Source organism: Luteitalea sp. TBR-22 (genome assembly GCF_016865485.1).
Lineage (GTDB): Bacteria > Acidobacteriota > Vicinamibacteria > Vicinamibacterales > Vicinamibacteraceae > Luteitalea.
The window spans coordinates 2,340,822-2,359,924 of sequence record NZ_AP024452.1 but is presented as its reverse complement, the minus strand read 5'-3'; the positions used below and the strand labels follow the sequence as shown (position 1 = coordinate 2,359,924).

The 19,103-nt window shown below is 70.2% G+C and carries 20 protein-coding genes, 1 tRNA gene and 1 other RNA gene; 19 read left to right on the top strand and 3 right to left on the bottom strand.

Annotated features, from left to right (window positions below; genetic code table 11):
* Positions 1-91 precede the first annotated feature (91 nt).
* The gene (locus tag TBR22_RS09680) at positions 92-541 is read right to left on the bottom strand and encodes an Hsp20/alpha crystallin family protein (RefSeq protein WP_239492769.1); all 450 of its coding nucleotides are present in this window, start codon (positions 539-541) and stop codon (positions 92-94) included.
* Between the two features lie 428 nt (positions 542-969).
* Here TBR22_RS09680 and TBR22_RS09675 point away from each other — a divergent pair, with 428 nt between their 5' ends.
* The 7 genes from TBR22_RS09675 to TBR22_RS09645 are packed head-to-tail and all read left to right on the top strand — an operon-like array spanning position 970 to position 6,695.
* Positions 970-1,401 carry an Hsp20/alpha crystallin family protein gene (locus TBR22_RS09675; protein ID WP_239492768.1) on the top strand — a complete coding sequence of 144 codons (432 nt, stop codon included), beginning with the start codon at positions 970-972 and terminating at the stop codon, positions 1,399-1,401.
* 7 nt (positions 1,402-1,408) lie between these two features.
* Positions 1,409-2,209, top strand: coding sequence for a TIGR00282 family metallophosphoesterase (locus TBR22_RS09670; protein WP_239492767.1), 801 nt, complete (start codon positions 1,409-1,411; stop codon positions 2,207-2,209).
* Positions 2,206-3,864 (top strand): exodeoxyribonuclease VII large subunit, encoded by a 1,659-nt coding sequence (gene xseA / locus TBR22_RS09665; RefSeq protein ID WP_239492766.1) that lies wholly within the window; start codon positions 2,206-2,208, stop codon positions 3,862-3,864. Before TBR22_RS09670 ends, xseA begins: the two co-directional genes overlap by 4 nt.
* Positions 3,861-4,115, top strand: coding sequence for an exodeoxyribonuclease VII small subunit (xseB, locus tag TBR22_RS09660; RefSeq protein WP_239492765.1), 255 nt, complete (start codon positions 3,861-3,863; stop codon positions 4,113-4,115). The genes xseA and xseB overlap by 4 nt, the downstream gene beginning before the upstream one ends.
* Positions 4,112-5,044 (top strand): polyprenyl synthetase family protein, encoded by a 933-nt coding sequence (locus tag TBR22_RS09655; protein ID WP_239492764.1) that lies wholly within the window; start codon positions 4,112-4,114, stop codon positions 5,042-5,044. The genes xseB and TBR22_RS09655 overlap by 4 nt, the downstream gene beginning before the upstream one ends.
* A complete protein-coding gene (locus tag TBR22_RS09650; RefSeq protein ID WP_239492763.1) occupies positions 5,041-5,802 on the top strand; it encodes a TlyA family RNA methyltransferase in 762 nt (253 codons plus the stop codon). Before TBR22_RS09655 ends, TBR22_RS09650 begins: the two co-directional genes overlap by 4 nt.
* The gene (locus TBR22_RS09645; RefSeq protein WP_239492762.1) at positions 5,799-6,695 is read left to right on the top strand and encodes an NAD(+)/NADH kinase; all 897 of its coding nucleotides are present in this window, start codon (positions 5,799-5,801) and stop codon (positions 6,693-6,695) included. Before TBR22_RS09650 ends, TBR22_RS09645 begins: the two co-directional genes overlap by 4 nt.
* 108 nt (positions 6,696-6,803) lie before the next feature.
* Here the strand turns inward: TBR22_RS09645 and mltG are convergent, their stop codons facing one another.
* Both mltG and ruvX read right to left on the bottom strand, forming a co-directional pair.
* Positions 6,804-7,823 carry an endolytic transglycosylase MltG gene (gene mltG, locus TBR22_RS09640; RefSeq protein ID WP_239492761.1) on the bottom strand — a complete coding sequence of 340 codons (1,020 nt, stop codon included), beginning with the start codon at positions 7,821-7,823 and terminating at the stop codon, positions 6,804-6,806.
* On the bottom strand, positions 7,820-8,260 hold the full coding sequence (gene ruvX / locus TBR22_RS09635; RefSeq protein ID WP_239492760.1) for a Holliday junction resolvase RuvX: 441 nt from the start codon (positions 8,258-8,260) through the stop codon (positions 7,820-7,822). Before ruvX ends, mltG begins: the two co-directional genes overlap by 4 nt.
* Before the next feature lie 112 nt (positions 8,261-8,372).
* On the opposite strand from ruvX, the gene TBR22_RS09630 reads away from it, so the two are divergent.
* The 12 genes from TBR22_RS09630 to ssrS all read left to right on the top strand — a co-directional run bounded on the left by TBR22_RS09630 (position 8,373) and on the right by ssrS (position 19,076).
* A complete protein-coding gene (locus tag TBR22_RS09630; protein WP_239492759.1) occupies positions 8,373-9,575 on the top strand; it encodes a murein hydrolase activator EnvC in 1,203 nt (400 codons plus the stop codon).
* A gap of 43 nt (positions 9,576-9,618) precedes the next feature.
* Complete coding sequence (locus TBR22_RS09625; RefSeq protein ID WP_239492758.1) at positions 9,619-10,800, top strand: S41 family peptidase; 1,182 nt, start codon at positions 9,619-9,621, stop codon at positions 10,798-10,800.
* 101 nt (positions 10,801-10,901) lie between these two features.
* A tRNA-Val gene (locus TBR22_RS09620) sits at positions 10,902-10,977 on the top strand.
* 67 nt (positions 10,978-11,044) lie between these two features.
* Complete coding sequence (thrS, locus tag TBR22_RS09615) at positions 11,045-13,000, top strand: threonine--tRNA ligase (protein WP_239492757.1); 1,956 nt, start codon at positions 11,045-11,047, stop codon at positions 12,998-13,000.
* Positions 13,001-13,144: 144 nt separating this feature from the next.
* The gene (gene infC / locus TBR22_RS09610) at positions 13,145-13,771 is read left to right on the top strand and encodes a translation initiation factor IF-3 (RefSeq protein WP_239492756.1); all 627 of its coding nucleotides are present in this window, start codon (positions 13,145-13,147) and stop codon (positions 13,769-13,771) included.
* Positions 13,772-13,872: 101 nt separating this feature from the next.
* On the top strand, positions 13,873-14,070 hold the full coding sequence (rpmI, locus tag TBR22_RS09605) for a 50S ribosomal protein L35 (protein WP_239492755.1): 198 nt from the start codon (positions 13,873-13,875) through the stop codon (positions 14,068-14,070).
* Positions 14,071-14,233: 163 nt separating this feature from the next.
* A complete protein-coding gene (gene rplT, locus TBR22_RS09600; RefSeq protein ID WP_239492754.1) occupies positions 14,234-14,602 on the top strand; it encodes a 50S ribosomal protein L20 in 369 nt (122 codons plus the stop codon).
* Positions 14,603-14,853: 251 nt separating this feature from the next.
* On the top strand, positions 14,854-15,939 hold the full coding sequence (gene pheS, locus TBR22_RS09595) for a phenylalanine--tRNA ligase subunit alpha (RefSeq protein ID WP_239492753.1): 1,086 nt from the start codon (positions 14,854-14,856) through the stop codon (positions 15,937-15,939).
* A complete protein-coding gene (gene pheT, locus TBR22_RS09590) occupies positions 15,936-18,089 on the top strand; it encodes a phenylalanine--tRNA ligase subunit beta (protein ID WP_239492752.1) in 2,154 nt (717 codons plus the stop codon). The genes pheS and pheT overlap by 4 nt, the downstream gene beginning before the upstream one ends.
* Positions 18,090-18,125: 36 nt before the next feature.
* Positions 18,126-18,401: a cell division protein ZapB gene (gene zapB, locus TBR22_RS09585; protein ID WP_239492751.1), complete on the top strand. Its 276-nt coding sequence runs from the start codon at positions 18,126-18,128 to the stop codon at positions 18,399-18,401.
* A gap of 7 nt (positions 18,402-18,408) precedes the next feature.
* Positions 18,409-18,765, top strand: coding sequence for a cell division protein ZapA (locus TBR22_RS09580; RefSeq protein WP_239492750.1), 357 nt, complete (start codon positions 18,409-18,411; stop codon positions 18,763-18,765).
* A 125-nt stretch (positions 18,766-18,890) separates the two neighbouring features.
* Positions 18,891-19,076: non-coding RNA, 6S RNA (gene ssrS / locus TBR22_RS09575), on the top strand.
* Positions 19,077-19,103: the final 27 nt, after the last annotated feature.

Here is a 19,103-nt window from a genome sequence, read left to right as displayed (position 1 = left end):
CACGAAGGGCGCGAGGACGGCCGACCACCGTCTCGCGCCCGCACACGCCCTGGCGAGCGGCCGGCTCGGCGAGCCGGCCCTGCCCACCCCCTTAGCTGACCGCCACCTCGATCTGCCGCGGCTTGGCTTCAGCCTTGACCGGCAGCGTGATGACGAGCACGCCGTCCTTGAACTCGGCGCGCACCTTCTCGGTGTCGATGCGCGTGGGCAGCGAGAAGGACCGACTGAACGCCCCGTAGGACCGCTCGATGCGGTGGTACTGCTCCTGCTTGACCTCGGCGTCGCGCTTGCGCTCGCCGCGCAGCGTCAGCGTGTTGTTCTCGACGCGCAGGTCGATGTCCTCGCGCGCGATGCCAGGCAGTTCCGCCTTCAGCACGATCTCCTGCTGCGCGTTCTCGTAGATGTCGACGGCCGGGAACCACTCGCCGCGCTGCGTGAGGTCGTCGTCGTAGCGGCGGGTGTACGCGTCGCCGAAGATGCGGTTGATGCGGTCCTGCATCGTGGCCAGTTCACGGAACGGATCGAATCGCACCATGCTCATGTCGTCCTCCTCAGAAATCCGGAGACGGCTATCGAGGCCATCCCCCTTCCCTGTCCTGCTCGATCTCATCCGCCCGCCGGAATGCCCGGCCAGGCGGCCTGGCGAACCGTATGTCGATCGCCAACGGTGTCACTATACGAACGACATGAGCGCGTGTCAAGCATTTTATGTGCGCGTTATACACTCACATTAAACAAATATGGCCGTCGGCTGACAACTGCAGGCCTCGGCCTCGACCGACGGTCAGTGCCGCGCCGCTGCGTGTCGGGCAAGCCCGACACCTACGCACACCGAAGCCCGACACTTACGGACACCGAAGCCCGACACCTACGGACACCGAAGCCGGACACCTGCGCACGCCCTCGCTCGGCGCCCTGCCACCCGTGCCTCCCCTCGCCAACCTGCGCGGGGCGTGCGATCATCGCCTCATGCTGTCGTTTCCAGAGGCGGCCGAACTCGCCGACGAGGTTCGTCGGCTCTTCGAGGACCTGCAGCAGGCCCATGACGCCGCCCCGGGTGGCCTCTACGCGCCTCCCATGGACGTCGTCGAGCGGGAGGACTCGCTCGAGGTGGTGATGGACCTCGCCGGCGTGTCGCCCGACGATGTCCGGGTGCTGTTCAAGAACAACACGCTGGTGATTGCCGGGTGCAAGTGGCCAGCCGGCACGCCGCCGGCGCGCGCCACCGCCTACCACCTCGTCGAGCGCAGTTTCGGCCGCTTCGCGCGGGCCGTGCGCGTCACCACGACGCTCGACCTCGCCAATGCGCGGGCCACCATGAGCGAGGGCGAACTGCGCGTGCGACTGCCCCGGCTCAACGCCGGGCACGAGTTCGTGATCCCGATCGAGAAAGTCGTCTAGGCGCCGGATGCGCATCCTCTTCATCGGCGACATCTTCGCCAAGGTCGGTCGCGACCTCGTGCGACGCGCCGTGCCTGCCCTGGTCCGCACCCGCGGCATCGACCTGGTGATCGCCAACGGCGAGAACGCCGCGGGCGGGTTCGGACTCACGCGCGACATCTCGAAGGAACTGTTCGACACGGGCATCGCCGTGATGACCTCCGGCAACCACGTGTGGGACAAGCGCGAGATCCTCGGCTTCATCGACGAGGAGCCGCGCCTGCTGCGCCCGTTCAACTACCCGGCCGGCACGCCCGGCCGCGGGTCGACGATCGTCACGCTCTCGAGCGGCACGCGGGTCGCGATCCTGAACCTGATGGGCCGCGTGTTCATGACCGCCCTCGACGACCCCTTCTCGATCGGGCGCGCCGAGGCCGAACGCCTCCGGCAACACGCCGACGTCCTCCTGGTCGACTTCCACGCCGAGGCCACGTCGGAGAAGGTGGCGCTCGGGTGGCACCTCGACGGCATCGCCACGGCCGTCGTCGGCACGCACACGCACGTGCAGACCGCCGATGCGCAGGTGCTGCCAGGCGGCACGGCGTACTGCACCGACGTCGGCATGACCGGGCCCCACGACGGCGTGATCGGCGTCGAGCGTGGCCCGATCATCCAGCGGTTCCTCACCGGCCTGCCGACCAGGTTCGACACCGCGAGCGGCATGCCGCGACTGCACGCCGTCATCGTCACGGCCGACGTCGCGACGGGCGCCGCGACGGCCATCGAGCGCCTCAGCCTCACCCCCACCGACATCGAGGACCTCCGGTGAGTTCGCTGTTCGACCTCCCGTTCGAGGATGCGCCCCTCGACCCGGAGGACCTGCGCCCCGTCGAACCGGCCAGGCTCGACAAGCCGCCCGTCGCGCCCGTCGGCGCGGAGCGACGCCGCGATGAGGAGCCGGTCGTGGCGCCACGCCCACGCGAGGCGACGGCCGCCCCGGCCCGGCCGGTTGTCCTCACGGTCAGCGCCATCACGCAGGCGGTGCGCGGCACGCTCGAGCGCGACTTCCCGCGCGTGTGGGTGGAAGGCGAACTCACCGACTGCTCGGAGAAGGGTGGACACCTCTACTTCACGCTGAAGGACGCGAGTGCCCGGCTCGGCGCGATCATGTGGCGCACCGATGCGGCACGCCTGCGGTTCCGCCTCGCCAACGGCATGCAGGTCATCGCCCGCGGCCGGATTTCGGTGTACGTGCCCACGGGGCGCTACCAGCTGTACGTGGACGGCATCGAGCCCAAGGGCGCCGGCGCCCTGCAGGTGGCCTTCGAGCAACTGAAGAAGCGCCTGCAGGCCGAGGGCCTGTTCGATCCGGCCCGCAAGCGTCCCCTGCCGCTGCTGCCGCGCGCCATCGGCGTCGTGACCTCGCTCGAGGGGGCGGCGCTGCGCGACGTGATCCGCGTGCTGCGCACCCGGCACGCGCCGGCCGACATCGTCATCGCGCCGACCCGCGTGCAAGGCGACGAGGCGGGTCCCGAGATCGCGCGGGCCATCGCCCGCATCGCCCGCGTGCCCAACGTCGACGTGTTGATCGTCGGCCGCGGCGGCGGCTCGGCCGAGGACCTCAAGGCCTTCAACGAGGAAGTGGTGGCGCGGGCCATCGCCGCGTGCAAGGTGCCGGTGATTTCGGCGGTCGGGCACGAGGTCGACACGACCATCGCGGATCTCGTCGCCGACGTGCGTGCCGCGACGCCGTCGCATGCCGCCGAACTGGTGGTGGGTCAGGCCAGCGCCTTCCGCGAGCGCATTGCGACCGCCCGCCGCCAGATGTCACTGCTGCTGCGCAGTCGCCTCGACAGGCAGCGCGCGCGCCTGCTGCACGTCGAGCAACGACCGGCCTTCGCGCGCTTCCGCGACCGGGTCTTCGACCGCGACCGCCAGCGCCTCGACCTGCACGAGCGCCTCGTCGGGGCGCTCCGCCTCCGCCTGCGCGACGACCGGCGTCGGCTCGACGACCTCGCGCGCCGCCTCGACGAACAGCATCCGCAACGCCAGCTCACGGCGCGGCTGCGCCGCCTGTCGGCGCTGGACGAGCGCCTCGCGGTGTCGATGCGGCAGCGCCAGGCGCAGGCCGCCGCCGCCCTGCAGACGCACCGTGACCGACTCGCGCGGGTCGGGCTCGAGGCGCGCGTCGCGCAGGCCTGCCGGCGCGTCGATGCGCACCTCGCACGCGCGCGGCAGGCGGTCGAGCTGTCCTGGCATCGCGGCGATCGACAGTTGACGGCCCTGGCCGGGCAACTCCACGCCCTCAGCCCGCTCGGCACGCTGGCGCGCGGCTACGCCATCTGCTGGAATGCCTCGGGCACCGCCATCGTGCGCAGCGTCGAGCAGGTGCGCCCCGGTGAGCAGGTGCAGGTGCAACTGCCCGACGGGCGACTGCAGTGCGAGGTCGACGGCGCCGCGCCCGGCCTTCCCCCACGTCCATGACCGACCCTACCGACTTCGAACACGCCCTGGCCGAACTCGACGGCATCGTCCGCAGCCTCGAACAGGGGGACCAGCCCCTCGAGCAATCACTCGCGCTGTTCGAGCGCGGCGTGACGCTCTCCCGCTTCTGCCACGAGAAGCTGACCGACGCCGAGAAGCGCATCCAGGTGCTCACACAGGGCGGCGGCCTGCGCGACGAGACGGCCGCCTTCGAGAAGGACCTGCATCCCCGGCAGTCCGACCGCGGATGAGCGCCTCCGACTTCGAGACGTTCGCCGACGGCTGCCGGCGCGACCTGGAACGGGCGCTGGCCGAGTGGCTGCCGACGCCCCCCGAGGCGTGTCCCGAGCGCCTGCACGAGGCGATGCGATACAGCCTCCTGGCCGGCGGCAAGCGCCTCCGTCCCGTGCTGGTACTCGCCGCCGCCGACGCGGTCGGCCTGGGCCATCCCGACGCACGCCGCCTCGCCCTGCCGGCCGCCTGCGCGCTCGAGATGATCCACACCTACTCGCTGATCCACGACGACCTGCCGGCGATGGACGACGACACGCTGCGGCGTGGCCGCCCCACCAACCACGTCGTGTACGGCGAGGCCCTGGCCATCCTGGCGGGTGACGGCCTGCTCACCGAGGCGTTCGCGCTCCTGGCCCGCGAGCCGGCGTTGGACGGTCCCGCCATCGCCAGCCGCAAGCTGCAGGCGATGGCCCTCATCGGGCGGGCGGCCGGGGCCTGGGGCATGGTGGGGGGCCAGGTGCTCGATCTGCAGTGGGAGGGCGCGGCCCGCCAGGCGCGCGCCGAGGACGATCTCGCCCGCCTGCGGGACGTGCACGCGCGCAAGACCGGCGCCCTGATGCGCGCGGCCGTGGGCGCTGGCGCCATCATGGCTGGCGGCACCCCCGAGCAGGTGGCCGCCGTCGATGCCTACGGGGTCGAACTCGGCCTCTGCTTCCAGATCGTCGACGACGTGCTCGACGTCGAGGGTGATGCCTCGTCGCTCGGCAAGAGCGCGGGCAAGGACGCGGCGGTTGGCAAGCTGACCTACCCGGCCCTGTTCGGCGTCGAGGGCAGCCGGCAGCGCGCCCGCGAGTGTGCCGAGCGCGGGCATGCCGCGCTCGCGGCGGCCGGCCTGTCCGGTCATCTGCCGGCCATCCTCGACTGGACCCTGACCCGCCGCCAGTGACCGACCGCGCTGCCCGTGTGAGGCTCGATCAGCTGCTCGTGCAGCGCGGACACGCGGCCTCGCGCGAGCGGGCGCGCGCGCTGATCCTGGCCGGGCACGTGACGCTGCCGGGGACCACCAGTTCCCCCAAGCCCGGCCACCTGGTGCGCGAGGATGCCGACGTCCAGGTGCGACAGGCCGACCATCCCTACGTCGGGCGCGGCGCCCTGAAGCTGGTGCACGCCCTCGACACCTTCGGCATCGCCGTGGAGGGCCGCGAGGCGCTCGACATCGGGGCGTCGACCGGCGGCTTCACCGACGTGCTGCTGCGCCGCGGCGCCGCGCACGTCGTGGCGCTCGACGTCGGCCACAACCAGATGGACTGGCGGTTGCGGTCCGATCCGCGCGTCAGTTGCCTCGAACGCATCAACGCCCGGCACCTGGTGCCCGCCGACCTGCCCGAGGGCCACCGGGCGTTCGACATCGTCACCGCCGACGTGTCGTTCATCTCCCTGCGGTACATTCTCCCCGTCGTGCCGCCGCTGTTGCGGCCGGGCGCCGACGTCGTCACGCTGGTCAAGCCGCAGTTCGAGGCTGGTCGCGACGAGGTCGGCAAGCACGGCATCGTGCGCGACGAGGCGGTGCGGGCGCGGGTGCTCGCCGAGGTCGTGGCGACCGCCGCTGCGCTGGGGCTGGACGTGCAGGCGCACGCGGCCTCGCCCATCGAGGGCATGGAAGGCAATCGCGAGTGGCTCGCCCACTTCAGGAGTCGTGCATGAGTGCCCCCGTCAATCGCGTCGGCCTGGTGGCCAAGCCCGGCCTGTTCGAGGCGGCCGACCTGCTGCATGAACTGGGCACGTGGCTGCGCCAGCACGGCATCACGCCGTGCTACGAGACGGCGACGGCCGGCCTCTCGCGCCGCCCGCTCCCCGGAGAGCACTGCGACGCGGAGCACCTCGGGCGCGACGAGCAGTTGCTCATCGTGCTGGGCGGCGACGGCACGTTGCTCGGCACGGCCGGTCGCCTGGCCACCGGCGGCTACGACGTGCCGGTCGTGGCGGTGAACTTCGGCAGCCTCGGGTTCCTGACCGAGGTGCGGGTCACCGAGGTGTACGACGCCATCGCGCAGGCGCTCGCCGGCACCGCGCACGAGGAACGGCGCCTCATGCTCGAGGCGATCGTGCGGCGGCCCGACGGGACGCGCCTCCGGCACGTCGCGCTCAACGACGTGGTGATCACCAAGGGGGCGCTCTCGCGGATGATCGATCTGGTGGCGTCGGCCGACGGGCAGCTGATCGCCCGCTTCAAGGCCGACGGCCTGATCGTCGCCTCGCCGACCGGATCGACCGCCTACAACCTCTCGGCCGGCGGCCCGATCGTCCACCCGGCCGTCGACGCGCTGGTGCTGACGCCGATCGCCCCGCACACGCTCACCAACCGCCCGGTGATGCTGCCGGCCTCGGTCGCGATCGAGATCGTGCTGGCCGGCGACATCCCGCGCTCGCCGCGCGAGGAGACCTACGTCACCTTCGACGGGCAGACCGGCGACGCGATTGGCCCTGGCGACACCGTGTCGATTCACAAGGCGCCGTACGAACTCCGCCTGCTCAAGCCGTCATCGCACGGCTATTTCCAGGTGCTGCGCCAGAAGCTGCGCTGGGCAGAGCGCTGACGCTGGCAATCTGAAATTCGAAATTTGAAATTCCCGGCGGCTTGGCCTTCGGCCTCCGCCGCGCCAGGCGCAGCCGGCGCTCGAGAATTTCAAATCTCCAATTTCGAATTACCTCCTCGCGCGGAAGTACTCGACCTGCCACTTCTGCACGTTCCGGTTGTGTTCCGGAAGCGTGCTCGCGAAGGCGTGCGAGCCGTCGTTGCGGCTGACGAAGTAGAGATAGTCGACCTTCGCAGGCGAGATCGTCGCCTCGATGGCCGCACGGCCCGGCGAGGCGATCGGCCCGGGAGGCAGTCCGGGATAGCGGTAGGTGTTGTACGGCGAGTCGAACATCAGGTCGCCCTTGCGGATGTTGCCGTTCCACTTCCCCGCCCGCTTGAGGGCGTAGATGACCGTCGGGTCGGCCTGCATCGGCATGCCGATGCGGAAGCGGTTGCGATACACGGCCGCAACGAGCGGCCGCTCCTCGGCGCGCGCGGTCTCCTTCTCGACGAGCGCCGCAATCGACATGATCTGCCGCACGGTGAGGCCGGTCGCCCTGGCCTGCCGTCGCAGGTCGTCGTCGAACACCGTCGTGAACCGCTTGACCATGCGTCCCACCATGGCCCTGGCCGAGATGCGGCGCGGCAGGCTGTAGGTGTCGGGGAACAGGTAGCCCTCGAGCGTATCGGCCTGGGGATCGACCTCGGCGATCAACGACGGGTCGCGCGACGCCTCCACGAACGCGTCGGCGCTGCCCAGCCCGCTCTGCCCGAACAGGACGGCCATCTCCTGCGCCGTCAGGCCCTCGGGGAACGTCAACGACACCAGATACACGTCGCCCTTCGCGAGCCTCTCGATGACCTCGGCCGGCGTCGACGCGCCCTCGAAGCGGTACTCGCCCGCCTTCAGCGACCGCCCGCGCGCAAACGTCCGCACCGCGAGGCGGAAGGTGAGCGGGTCGCGGATCACGCCCGCCTCCACCAGGCGACGGCCGATGCCCGCCGTGCTCTCCCCTTGCGGAATCTCGATGAACTGCTCGCCGGAGAACCCGGCGAAGGGCGCGGTCACGCGCTGGCGCACCCACAGGCCGGCCCCGAGGGCGACCAGCAGGAGGACGAGCAGCAGGAACAGGAGGAAGCGCTTCACGCGGGCGAGATCCTTTGTCGGGTGTCGAGATATTCCTGCAGCAGCACGGCGGCGGCCGCCGCGTCCAGTTGCGCCTTGCGTCGGCGCCAGTCCTTCTCGCGGGTCGCCAGCAGGGCCTCGGCCTCGACGCTCGTCAGCCGCTCGTCGAGCGGCACCACCGGCACCGCAATCCGTCGCGACAGGCGCGCCACGAAGTCGAGGGCCGCCGGCGTGAAGTCGGTCGGGCTGCCGTCGAGGCGCCGCGGCACGCCCACCACCACGGTCTCGAGTGGCTCATCGTCGGCCTGGGCGCGGGCAATCACGTCGAGCAACGCGCCCCACTGCGCCTTGAGCGACGGCCCCTGCACCACCTCGAGCGGCCGCGCCAACGTTCCCGACGCATCGCTGATGGCCACGCCGGTGCGACGGGCACCGAGATCGAACGCCAGCACACGCACGGCGAACAGGGTAACAGGGGCACCTGGTCATTCGGCCTGCGTCACTCGGCCGTCGGCCTTCGTGGCTCCTCGTCGGCGCTCGGCGTTCGGCGTTCGGCGTTACCCTGAACCCGTGCTGTTCCTCTCGCTCCTGCTGGCCGCGCAGTTGGCCACGCTGCAGCAGGCCTCGCCGAGCACGACGCCGGCCGAGCCGACCCAGGCGTCGCCGCTCGTGCAGGCGGCCGAGGCCGCCAAGGCGCAGCAGGCGACGCGCGAGCGGATCGCTGCGCTGACGAGAGAGGCCGAGGTCCTCAAGCGCCAGTCGAAGTCGGTGCTCGACGAACTGCGCAAGCTGGAGGTCGAGCGCAACCTCCAGTTGGCGCGAGAGGCGGAGGCGCGGCAGGCGATCGCCGTCCTCGGTGGCGACATCGCGAAGCTCACCGCGCGGCAGGACGAGCTGCAGGGCACCCTCGATCGCGAGCGCCCCGCCGTGGCCGCGCGCCTCCGGCGGCTCCAGCGGCTCGGGCGCGTCGGCTACGCGCGCATCGCGTGGAACGCGAAGAGCGCGCAAGCCGTCGGTCGGGCGGCGCGCCTGATGAACTACCTGGCGCGTGACGACGGGCGACGGCTGGCCGAGTACCGCCAGAACGCCGACGAGCTGGCGCAGACCCGATCCCTGCTGGCCGTGCGGCAGCGCGATGCCCGCGCCCTGCAGGCCGAAGCGCGGACGCGTCGGCTCGCGGCCGAGGCGGCCGCCATCCGCAAGCAGGACCTGCTCGCGTCGCTGGAGCAGGAGACGGCGGAACGGGAGCGCTGGCTGTCCGAACTGGTCGCCGCCCGCGCGCGGCTCGACTCGACGATGGCCGCCCGCATCGAAGGGCGCCCCGCAGCGCCGGCGGTTCCCACCGCGCCGCCGGTCGACCGCGTGCCGCTCGGCGCTCGCCGCCGGCAGTTGCCCTGGCCGGTCGACGGCCAGGTGGCGGGCCGCTTCGGTCGCCAGCGCGATCCGCGTTTCGGCACCACGACGGTGAGTAACGGCATCACGATCGCCGCCGACGCCGGCAAGCCGGTGCGGGCCATCCATCCCGGCACGGTCGTGTTCGCCGGCACGTTCACGGGCTTCGGCCAGCTGGTGATCGTCGACCACGGGCGGCAGGCCTACTCGCTGTACGGCTACCTGTCGCTGGTCGGCGTCCAACGGGGAGCCACCATCGACGCCGGCGCGATCGTCGGTCAGGTGGGCGACGCCCCTGATGGGCAGCCGGGGCTGTACCTGGAGGTTCGCGTCGACGGACGTCCGGTCAATCCCCTAGAATGGTTGGCACGCGCCCAGTGAGCATCCCGGCATTCCCGGCATTCCCCGCATCGCGGCATCACGAATGACCACCCGTACCCGCTACCTCGTGCTCGCTCTCACCACCCCGCTCGTCGTGTTCACGCTCGTGGGTGGACTGCTGGGCCAGCAGCGCACCACCCCGGGCGCCTATCCGCACCTGCGGGTGTTCGACGACGTGGTGTCGTTGATCTTCGGCAGCTACGTGGAGGAACCGAGCGCCGACACGGTGCTCGACGGCGCGATGCTGGGCCTGGCCGAGGGCCTGGATCCGGACAGCTCCTGGCTGGACGCCTCGCAGGTCAAGGGCATCGACGGCAGCGCGGCCTCCGCCTCGGGCACCACCGGCCTCTCGCTGACGCGCCAGTACTACCTGCGCGTGGTGGCGGCGCGCGATGGCTCGCCGGCGGCCAAGGCGGGCCTGCACACCGGCGACTACATTCGCGCCATCGACGGCAAGTCGACCCGGCACATGTCGCTCTTCCAGGGCGAGCGCCTCCTGCGCGGTCCCGAAGGGTCGAAGGTCACCCTCACCGTCCTGCGCGGCAGCCAGACCGACACGCACGAGGTCGTCCTGACGCGCGTCGCGCCGCTGCCGGTGGCGGTGACCACGACGATGCCGGCGCCCGGTGTCGGGCTCCTGCGCGTGGCGGCCTTCGGCGAACGCACCCCGCAGCAGCTGCGGGAGGCCGTGGCGCAGGCGGTCACCCAGGGCGCGACGCAGGTGCTCATCGACCTGCGACACACGGCCGAGGGCGATCCCGCGCTGGGCGCCGAGGCCGCGCGGCCCTTCGTCAAGACCGGCACGCTGGCCATTCGCGAGGCGCGCAACCAGGGGCAGCAGAAGGTCGAGGCGCGGGCGGGCGACGGCAGCCTCACGCTGCCGGTCACCCTGCTGACCACCAACGGCACTTCTCAGGCCGCGGAGGTCTTCGCAGCGGCGCTGGTGGAGAACGATCGCGCCCGGATCATCGGCGAGCGGACGCTCGGCCGGGCGGCGGCGCAGAAGCTGGTGAAGCTGCCCGATGGCAGCGGCCTGTGGCTCACGTACGCGCGATGGCTGTCGCCCAAGGGCACCGCCATCCACGGCACGGGGCTGGTCCCTGCCGTGCCGGTGGCCGAGCCCGACGTGGAGTTTGGCGCGCCACTCGGCGACGAGGACCCGATCCTGGACAAGGCCCTCGAGACCATCGGGGCCCGGACCGCGCCGGCCAAGGCGGCCGCCTGACTCGGGCGCGCGCGTCGACGGCCGGTCCTCTGGCGGGTTGCACGCCCATACCACTTCGCTGTACCATGCCTGTTCGCACGTGCACTTGTGCGAACGGCTGTAGGCGCGTAGCTCAGGGGTTAGAGCGCCTGCTTGACACGCAGGAGGTCGGCGGTTCGATTCCGCCCGTGCCTACCATTTCCAGCCACCCGCCCACCGGTTGTTGCTCCAGCCGGCTCCGGCTGTGGAGACCAGTGTTCGCGGCATGACACCCGTCGTCGTCACGCTTCCCGACGGATCCACGCGATCCGTCGCTGCAGGTACGCCCGTCCGGGACGTCGCGGCCGACGTGTCTCCGCGTCTTGCCAAGGCTGCCCTGGCGGCCAAGGTCGACGACGAGGTGGTCGACCTCTCGTGCCCGCTCGACAGGGACGCGCGCGTCCAGATCCTCACGGCCGACGGCCCAGACGCGCTGAAGGTGTTCCGGCACAGCACGGCCCACCTGTTGGCCGCGGCGGTCACGAAGCTGTTCCCCGGCACGCAATGCGGCATCGGGCCGGTGATCGACGAGCCGCCGGGCTTCTACTACGACTTCGTGGTGGAGCGGCCGTTCGTGCCGGAGGACCTCGAGAAGATCGAGGCCGAGATGCGCCGCTTGGCGCAGGCCGACGAGGTCTTCGAGCGGCAGATGTGGTCGCGCGACGAGGCGCTGCGGTTCTTCGCCGATCGTGGCGAGCCGCTGAAGGTGCAGCTGATCGAGGAGAACACGCAGGGGCAGTCGGAGGTCTCGGTCTACACGATCAAGGACCGCGACACCTTCGTGGACTTCTGCCGCGGGCCGCACGTGCCCTCGACGGGCAAGCTGAAGGCCTTCAAGCTCACGACGACGTCGAGCGCGTACTGGAAGGGCGACGCGAAGAACCAGCCGATGCAGCGGGTGTACGGCACGGCGTTCTTCAGCGACAAGGACCTGCAGGCGCACCTGGCGCGGATCGAGGAAGCGAAGAAGCGGGACCACCGCAAGGTGGGCAAGGAACTCGGCCTGTTCATGTTCCACCCGTGGGCGCCGGGCGCGGCCTTCTGGCTGCACAAGGGCACGCTGCTGTACAACGGCCTGGCCGAGTACATGCGCAAGGTGCTCTACCCCGCCGGCTACGACGAGGTGAAGACCCCCATCGTCTTCAACAAGGCGCTGTGGGAGACGTCGGGGCACTGGCACCACTACCGCGAGAACATGTTCGTGCTCGAGGGCGACGAGGGCGAGGACATGGCGCTCAAGGCCATGAACTGCCCCGGGCACATGCTGGTGTTCGCCAGCCAGGTGCGGTCGTACCGCGACCTGCCGATTCGCTTCCACGAGCAGACGGCGCTGCACCGCAACGAGGCGTCGGGCGTGCTCGGCGGCCTGACGCGGGTGCGGCAGTTCTCGCAGGACGACGCCCACTGCTTCGTGATGCAGGAGCAGATCGGCGAGGAAGTGCAGCGGCTGCTCGGGCTCGTGCAGCAGGTGTACGGCGACCTCGGGCTGACGTACGAGGTGAAGCTGTCGACGCGGCCGGAGCAGTACCTGGGCCAGCGCGAGACGTGGGATCACGCCGAGGCGCAGCTGAAGCTGGCGCTCGAGTCGGCCGGCCAGGCGTACACGATCAACGAGGGCGACGGCGCGTTCTACGGGCCGAAGATCGACTTCGACGTGACCGACGCGATTGGCCGCAAGTGGCAGTGCGCGACGATCCAGCTGGACTACCAGCTGCCGGAGCGCTTCGACCTGAAGTACGTCGGGGCCGACAACGCCGAGCACCGGCCGGTGGTCATCCACCGGGCGATCTTCGGCAGCTTCGAGCGGTTCATCGCGCTGCTGATCGAGCACTTCGCCGGGGCGTTTCCGCTCTGGCTGGCGCCGCTGCAGGCCGTGGTGCTGCCCATCGCCGATCGCCACGCGGCCTATGCCGCCGAGGTGCAGGCGCAGCTGAAGGCGGCGGGCCTGCGGGTCGGGCTCGATGACCGGCAGGAGAAGATCGGGTACAAGATCCGGGAAGCCCAGTTGCAGAAGGTGCCGTATATGCTGGTGGTTGGCGACAAGGAAGTCGCCGAGGGCACGGTGTCGGTCCGCAGCCGGCAGGGCGGGGATCTCGGGAGCCGCACGGTGGCCGCGTTCGTCGCGGACGCGGACGCCGAGGTCACGAGCAAGGGCCGGGAACCGCAACCGGTCGGGATCTAGGGAGCGTTCCGGGGCGCCGGCCAGGGGGTCGGCTCACGGGACGCGTTCAAGGAGGTCGTTATCGCGTTCGACAATCGCATGCGGGGTCCCCGACGGGACGACAGGGTCCGGATCAACGAGCGCATTCGTGTGCGCGAGGTCCGGGTGATCGACGAGACAGGCGCGCAGTTGGGGATCATGGCACCGGCGCAGGCCGTCGCCCTGGCCCGGTCCAAGGGCCTGGACCTCGTCGAAGTCGCTGCCACGGCCGTGCCGCCGGTCTGCCGTATCACCGATTACGGCAAGTACCAGTACAACGAGCAGAAGAAGCAGCGGCAGGCCCGCAAGCACCAGAAGACCATCGAGGTGAAGGAAGTCAAGTTCCGTCCGAAGGTCGACCTGCACGATTACGACTTCAAGAAGCGCAACATCTCGCGCTTCCTGCACGAGGGCGACAAGGTCAAGGCCGTGGTGTTCTTCCGCGGTCGTGAAATCGCCCACCCGGAGATCGGGCGCCGGATTCTCGAGCGGCTGATCAACGAGCTGAACGAGATCGCGGTGGCCGAGAACATCCCGCGGATGGAGGGCAACACCATGCACACCATCCTGTCGGGACGTCCGGGCCTGAAGAAGATCGAGAAGCCCTCGAAGCCGGAGCGCGAGCCGCGTCCGGAGAACATCGAGGACGAGCCGGAGATGACCGACGAGGAACTGCGCGTCGCGGCCAAGGCCGCGGCCGACGAGACCGCGGCGGCCAACGTGGCGGCACCAGCCGCCGAGCCGGCCGAGTAGGATCCGCGGCGCCATGGCGGCGCCGCAGGACGACCGGATGCGTCGCTGGCATCCGTTGGAAGGGCGCCGTGTGGCGCCCGGAGAGATGAACGAGTCAGATCATGCCGAAACTCAAGACCCACAAGGGCGCCTCGAAGCGGTTCAAGCGCACCGCCTCTGGCAAGTTCCTGCGCGGCAGCGCGTTCAAGCGGCACATCCTGACGAGCAAGACCACCAAGCGCAAGCGCGCGCTGCGTGGCACCGTGCTCGTCTCGGCCCAGGATCAGGGCCGGCTGGAGCTGATGCTGCCGTACAAGTGAGCGCAGGTAATTTCACGATTGCAGAATTGCAGAATTTCGCGCCCGGCCTCAGGAGTTCGAGCAGTGCCGGGTCCTGAAGTTCTGAAATTCGAGATTCTGAAATTTTGGAGCGGTCCGGGTCCCCAAGTCGGTCGAAAGCCGCCCCGAGGCTGCGGAGAGAGCAATGCCGAGAGTCAAGCGTGGCACGGTGCGCCGTGCAAAGCGCGAGAAGTTGTTGACCCTTGCCAAGGGGTACTACGCCAACAAGAGCAAGCTGTACCGCTTCGCCAAGGAAGCGGTCGACCGTGCCCTGAAGAGCGCGTTCGTCGGCCGTCGCCGCAAGAAGCGCGACTTCCGCCGCCTGTGGATCGTCCGTATCAACGCGGCCGCCCGGCAGCAGGGCATCAGCTACTCGCAGTTCATCGCGGGCCTCAACCGCGCCGGCATCACCGTCGACCGGAAGATGCTGGCCGAACTGGCCGTGAACGAGCCGGCCGCCTTTGCCGCGCTGACCACGCGTGCCAAGGACGCCCTCAAGCCGCAGACCGCTTAGGAATTGCAGAATTTCAGGAATTTCAGAATTTCTCTACCAGCATCAGCAGCTCGACGCGCTGACCATGGTGATGACATTCTGAGATTGTGACATTCTGAAAGTGACGGGGGCCGCCTTCGCGGGCGCGCCCCCGTTTCTGTTTGCACAGGTAATTGCACAATTTCACGATTTGAGAATTTCACACCACCGCCGTCCTTCTCGGGCTGCGGATGGCAGAGGAATTCTGAAATTCTGGGATTCTGAAATTGACGATGACTGACCTCTCCTCCTCCGTGTCCGCCCTGCGCGCCGAGTTCGACGCGGCCCTGGCGGCCGTCGCCTCGGCGGCCGACCTGCAGGCGTTGCGCGACCGCTTCCTCGGGCGCAAGAACGGCCTCGTGACGGCGTTGTATGGCGAGATCGGCAAGGCGCCGGCAGACCAGAAGCGCGAGATCGGGAGGCTGGCCAACGAGCTGAAGCAGGCCGTGGAGGCCGGGCTCGAGGCGCGCAAGGCCACGCTCGGCGCGTCTGCGACCCGCGCCGCCGGCCTGGACCTGACGCTGGCGCCTCGCCCACTCCCCGTCGGCTCGCGTCACCCGCTCAACGCGATGCGCGAGCGCATCGAGCGCATCTTCGTGCGCATGGGCTACGAGATCCTCGACGGCCCCGAGACCGAGGACGACTGGCACTGCTTCGAGGCGCTGAACATGCCGGCCGAGCACCCGGCGCGCGACGCGCAGGACACGCTCTACCTCGCGCAGCCGTTCGTGCAGGGCGTGCGCGCGACCGGCGAGCCCGGCGCGGGCGTCACGCTGCGGCCGGCGACGCTGCTGCGCACGCACACGTCGGCGATGCAGATCCGGTACATGGAGCGGCACGCGCCGCCCATCCGGATCATCGCGCCGGGTCGCGTCTACCGGCGAGACAACCTCGACCTCACGCACACGCCGATGTTCCAGCAGGTCGAGGCGCTCGTCGTCGGTGAGCAGGTGACGATGGCCGACCTGAAGGGCACGCTGCTCGGCTTCGCGCGCGAGTTCTTCGACCCGAAGACGCCGATCATGTTCAAGCCGTCGTTCTTCCCGTACACCGAGCCGAGCGCCGAGGTGTTCGTCGGTTGCCAGTCGTGCTTCGGCAGCGGCTGCTCGATGTGCAAGCGCACCGGCTGGATCGAGATCGGCGGCAGCGGCATGGTGCACCCCTCGGTGTTCGAGGCCGTCGGCATCGATCCCGAGCGGTACACCGGCTTCGCCTTCGGCATGGGCATCGAGCGCCTCGCGCTGCTCGCCCATCGCGTCGACGACATCAGGGCGTTCTACGAGAACGACCTCCGCTTCCTGGAGCAGTTCGCGTCGTGAGAATCCTCGTCTCGTGGTTGAAGGAATACGTCGACGTCCCCGTCGCGATCGACCAGCTCGCCAGGGACCTCACCATGCGCGGCTTCGAGGTCGCGTCGGTGGATCCTGTCGAGGGGCGCCCCGAGGACGCGGTGATCGACTTCGAGATCACCGCCAACCGCCCCGACTGCCTGAGCGTGATCGGGATGGCGCGCGAAGTGGCGGTGAAGTACGGGGGCTCGCTGCGCTCGCCGGCAGCGGCCTTGGGGCTTCGGCCTTCCACCTTCGCCAAGGCTACGGCGGACGAGTCGGCCTTCGACGGTGAGAACCCGGTGCCCGGTGCCCGGAACCCGGTGCCCGGCGAACTTCGCGTCACCGTCGCGCGCCCGGACCTCTGCCCCGTCTACTCCGCGGCCGTGATGGACGTCACCGTCGGTCCGTCGCCGGCGTGGCTGGTCGAGCGCCTCACCCTCAGCGGCGTACGCTCGATCAACAACATCGTCGACGTCACCAACTACGTGTTGCTGGAGTTGAACCAGCCGCTGCACGCCTTCGACCTGGCCACCATCGCGGGCGGCCATCTCGACGTGCGCACGGCCACGGCCGGCGAGCGCCTCACGACCCTCGACGGCGTCGAGCGCACGCTGGCCGACGACATGCTGGTGATCGCCGACGATGCCGGCGCGCAGGCGGTCGCTGGCGTGATGGGCGGGGGCGCGACGGAGATCAGTGCCGCGACGAAGACGATCGCGCTCGAGAGCGCGTACTTCGAGCCGACGCAGGTGCGACGCACGCGCCGACGCCTGAACCTGTCCACCGAGGCGTCGTACCGCTTCGAGCGTGGCGTGGATCGGTCGATGCCCGTGCGCGCGCTTCGTCGCGCGGTGCAGTTGATCACCGAGATCGGCGCGGGCACCCAGCGTGGCGGCGAGATCGTCGTCGGCGAGCCGGCGCCGGCGCCGCGGACCGTGGGCCTGCGCTGGCCACGCATCGCGCGCGTGCTGGGCATGGAGGTGCCGGCGTCCGAGGTCGAGGACATCCTGACGTCGCTCGGCTTCCACCTCGCGGCGCTCGAGGGCGACGAGGCGCCAACGCGGCAGCGGCAGGCGACCTGGGACGTCACGGTCCCCGGCTGGCGTGGCGACGTGACGCGCGAGGAGGACCTCATCGAGGAGGTCGCGCGCTGCGCCGGCTACGAGCGCCTGCCGGTGACCTTCCCTGCGCTCTCGGCGCCGCCGGCGCGCCCGGCGCCGCGCCTGGTGCGCGATGCGCGCGTCCGCGATCTGCTGGTGGGCGCCGGGTTCGCCGAGGCGGTCACGTTCACCTTCATCGAGAAGGGCGCCGCCGCGCCGTTCGATTCGGCTCCGGTCGCGATCGCCAACCCGCTGTCCGAGCTGTTCGCGGTGCTGCGGCCGTCGCTGCTGCCCGGCGTGATCGACAGCCTCTCGCACAACCGTCGACGCGAGCAGCGCGACATCCGCCTGTTCGAGCTCGGCACGCGGTTCACCACGGCGCACGGCGAGTCGCGCAGCGTGGCGATCGCGTGGACCGGCGCGGCGTCCGCCGAGCACTGGAGCGGCAGCGGTCGCCTCGTGGATCTCTACGACGTGCTCGGCGTGCTGCAGCGGCTCGCCGACCTGTTGCGCGTGACCATCGACGTCGCGCCGGCCGAACATCCGGCGCTGGTGCCTGGACGGGCGGCCACGCTGGTCGTCGTCGCGGCCGACGGGACGCGCGCCGACGTCGGTTGGGCCGGGCAGCTCGCGCCCGTGCTCGCCGAAGCCCGGGGACTCCCCGCCGGCGACGCCGTGATGGTGGCCGAACTCGACCTCGACCTCGCGGCACCGCAGTGGAATCCCGATCACCAGGCGGTGATGCAGCCCCTGCCGCGGCACCCGTCGGTGGTGCGCGACCTGTCGATCGTGGTCGCGGCTGACTTGCCGGCTGCCAGGGTTCGTGGCACGATTCAGGCGTCTGCCCCCGCCACGCTGGTGGGGGTGCGCGAATTCGATCGTTACCAGGGCAAGTCGCTGCCGGAGGGCAAGGTGAGCCTGTCACTGAGGCTGACCTTCCGTGCGGCCGAGCGCACGCTGACGGACGCCGAGGTGCAGCATGCCACCGACGCCATCCTCGCGGCGCTGGTCGCCGAACACGGCGCCACCCTGCGCTAATCGGCCTGCCGCAAGGCAGGCCAGGGAGCCTGCACCATGAGCACCACCACCACGACCGCCGATCTCGGGGTCGTCGAGCGCCTCGACGAGAAGATCCGCCAGTTGATCGCCCTCGTCGAGAAGAGCCGGGCCGAGTCGGCCAAGCTGCGCACCGAGAACGAGCGGCTCGGCAAGGAAGTGGATGCGCTGCAGGCGCAGCTCACCGACGCCGCCGGGGTGGCCGCCGAGCTCCAGTCCATGCGCGAGGAGCGGGATCAGGTGCGGACGCGCGTGGCCGACATGCTGGCCCAGCTCGACGCCCTCCAGATGTGATGTGCCGGTGAACGCGCGCCACCCCGTGGACGACGAGACGCCGCTCGGCGAGCAGGCCACACCGAACCACGTGGTGGTGGTCGACATCCAGGGCCTGCGGTACCCGATCCGCAGCGCGCTCGATCCCGCGTACGTCCACAAGCTCGCCCGCTACGTCGAGCGCACGATGGACGCAGCCTCCTCGGCGGTGCCCATCGGCGAGTCGACCAAGCTGGCCGTCCTTGCGGCGCTGAACATCGCTGACGAGGCGCTCCGGAGCCGCGACGAAGAATCGCGCGTGGCCTCGGAGCTCGTCGAGAAGGCGGCCGAACTCGAGCGCCTCATCGACGCCGTCCTCGCCAAACACGGGCAATTCGAAATCTGAAAGTTGAGAATGCTCGGCGGCTCGGCCTCCGGCCGTCGCTCGCTCGAGACATCCCGCGGGGAGCCGGCGCAGCCGCGCCCCCGAGAATTTCAAATCTCAAATTTCCAATTGCCTGCTACACTCGCCCTTGCCTGCGTTGTGCGTGATGGGTAGAGGCTCGCTTGAGCCGATGTTCTTTACCCCAAGCGAATCGCGACGGCCGCGTGGTGTGCATGCCTCCGCAGAGAGGAAGCCTGAAGCGCGGCTCTTACAGTGGTTCCACCTGCTTCCGCAGGTTCAACGACCTCCCCACACGGCAACGCGGGATTTTTCTTCAGGCGGCCCTTTCCCCGCGTCCT